Annotated in this window: 2 protein-coding genes and 1 pseudogene; 2 read left to right on the forward strand and 1 reads right to left on the reverse strand. The window is 45.6% G+C overall.

Annotated elements, in window-relative coordinates:
* Positions 1–60 precede the first annotated feature (60 nt).
* Together ACI35L_RS10900 and ACI35L_RS10905 are read left to right on the forward strand one after the other, a co-directional pair.
* Positions 61–960: a M23 family metallopeptidase gene (locus ACI35L_RS10900; protein WP_049672277.1), complete on the forward strand. Its 900-nt coding sequence runs from the start codon at positions 61–63 to the stop codon at positions 958–960.
* A gap of 15 nt (positions 961–975) precedes the next feature.
* Positions 976–1,473: an HIT family protein gene (locus tag ACI35L_RS10905; protein WP_049672276.1), complete on the forward strand. Its 498-nt coding sequence runs from the start codon at positions 976–978 to the stop codon at positions 1,471–1,473.
* Between the two features lie 20 nt (positions 1,474–1,493).
* On the opposite strand, the pseudogene ACI35L_RS10910 reads toward ACI35L_RS10905, so the two are convergent.
* Positions 1,494–1,896 (reverse strand): annotated as a pseudogene (locus ACI35L_RS10910) (LLM class flavin-dependent oxidoreductase); the annotation flags it as partial.

Raw genomic sequence — 1,896 nt, forward strand, 5'->3', positions numbered from 1 at the left:
AAGAAACCATTTTCTGGTTAAACCGTATAGACTAGCAAACAAACTAAATGGGGGAATGTCATGCTGTTGATTATGATTCAGGTTGTTTTCTTTCAAGTGGTTTTGCCAGCGGTTTTCATTGTGACTCTTTGGAGAGGGAGTAAGAAGAGTAAGTTGGATTGGCTGGTGCAATCCCTGTTCACGATATTCTATGTAAGCTGGCTGTTTATGACGGCGCCATGGGATTTCCTTACCTATTATCTGAGATATATTTGGGTTCTCTTGTTGATTGTTGCGCTTATCCTGTCCTATTTGAAGGTGAGAAGGAAGCCTTTCAGGGCACCTTTAGAAAAGGGAGAGAAATGGTCATTTGCTCTTTATCTTTTGTTGATAGGGGTATTCGGTCTGTATAATGTGCTCGCAATCAGCGGGCTTTGGGCAAATGAGGAGGCCATTGAGCTGGAATTCCCGTTAAAGGATGGAGTCTATTTTATTGGACAGGGAGGAGCTCATGTTCAGGTCAACTACCATCATGCCTATGAAAGCCAGCAATATGCAGTTGATATCGTAAAGATCGACAAATGGGGAGTGAGAGCCACTGGCATTTATCCAGGTGATAATTCTAAATACAGAATCTATGGCGATGGTATCTACAGTCCATGTACAGGAGAAGTGGTGGAGGCAGAACAGGAACTTCCTGATTTGAATCCGCCGCAAACCAATCCGGAAAAGGCAGCAGGAAACCATGTGGCTCTTCAATGTGAGGGTACTGAAGCTCAAGTATGGATTGCCCATATGCAGCAGGACAGTCTGACGGTCAAAGCAGGCGAACAGGTTGAGGCGGGAGAGAAGCTTGGACTTGTCGGCAATTCTGGTAACACGTCAGAGCCGCATGTACATATTCATGCTGAAAAGGATGGAGTGGGGGTTCCCATTGAGTTTAATGACCGATTTCTTGTAAGAAATGATCTTGTTTGGTGAAAGGGCTGGTGATTCATGCGAACTATTACTTTATCAGATGGAAGAACCGTTGAGGTGGAATGCCTGAGCTGTGCGTTAACGAGTGGTCTGGTTGAGCCGGATGGCGGTGTGATTGGGGAGACAGCTCATTTCCATGCTCATCAGGATGCTGCCTATCCAATCAAGGGACTGGTGATTGTCGCATCCAAACGCCATATTATTAGCTTGGATGAATTAACTGATGCGGAGCGGCTGGACTATATCAGCTTTCTAGCGAAAATTAGAAGGGCACAGCGGACTGTCCTTGGAATTGAGCATGTCTATTACTTCTATAATGAGGATACAACCCATCATTTTCACACATGGATGGTACCGCGTTATCAATGGATGGAATCGTTCGGACGCTCGATCGAATCTGTGCGTCCTGTTCTACTCCATGCGCGAACAGAGATGAATGATAAGAAAAGCAGGGAAGAGATGTATGACGGTATTCAAAGGCTAACGGCTGAATTAAATAGACACATCGAATGCTAGTGATTCGATGTGTCCTTTTTTTATGATTTAGCAGTATATTTTCGAATGGCAGGAAGGATTTCCGTGCCAATGATTTCAATTTGCTTGATGACTTTTTCGCGCGGCACTCCGCCGAAATCCATCTGGGCAATAGCGCTGGTGACCGAATTGTTCATGCTGATAAAGGATTCTCTCAATAATCTGCTGTGGACTGCCGACATTCATGACATTATGCGTGTCACTTCCTTGCATGAAAGCAGCATGCGGAAAACCGCGTCCGTTGGTGCGTTCCATTCCTTTATTGATATGAGGGTAGTACTCGTCAAGCGCTTTCTCGGCATCGTCTGCGATAAAGAAGAAGCCGGCCGTTGCGACTGGAAGGGTAGATGGGTCATGGCCGTTTTGTCTGGCTGCTTCCCGGTAAGCGTCAATAGAACGCTTGAA

Source organism: Pradoshia sp. (assembly GCF_051873915.1).
In the GTDB taxonomy this organism is placed as follows: Bacteria; Bacillota; Bacilli; order Bacillales; family Pradoshiaceae; genus Pradoshia.

Bases quoted from the DNA above. Each gene is read 5' to 3' on its own strand.
- ACI35L_RS10905 (WP_049672276.1), top strand. From the start codon at position 976: ATGCGAACTATTACTTTATCAGATGGAAGAACCGTTGAGGTGGAATGC.
- ACI35L_RS10900 (WP_049672277.1), top strand. From the start codon at position 61: ATGCTGTTGATTATGATTCAGGTTGTTTTCTTTCAAGTGGTTTTGCCA.